Source organism: Vibrio sp. HI00D65 (assembly GCF_001635455.1).
Taxonomy (GTDB): domain Bacteria; phylum Pseudomonadota; class Gammaproteobacteria; order Enterobacterales; family Vibrionaceae; genus Vibrio.
In genome coordinates, this window is sequence record NZ_LWEH01000162.1 from 1 (window position 1) to 254 (window position 254).

A 254-nucleotide genomic window follows, 5' to 3' on the forward strand; every position below is an offset into this window, starting at 1 on the left:
TAGCAAAGCAGATACCACAACGACACGTCGATTTGGTGGCACAGGCTTAGGGCTTAATATCAGCCAGAAGCTCGTGAATGCAATGGGCAGCCACATTACGGTAGAGAGTGAGTTTGGGCAAGGCAGTGAGTTTTCTTTTGTCGTAACCTGTGCTCGAACGACCAAGGGAGAGTTAGCTCAATTCAAAGCTCAAGAGTTACAACTGGATTATCAGATAGAATTCAAAGGCCAGAAGATACTGCTGGTGGAGGATA

The 254-nt window shown here is 46.5% G+C and carries 1 protein-coding gene; it reads left to right on the forward strand.

Features of this window, described 5'->3' with window-relative positions:
- The coding region (locus A3712_RS14365) for an ATP-binding protein (protein ID WP_157618762.1) at positions 1–254 on the forward strand (254 nt) is incomplete at both ends.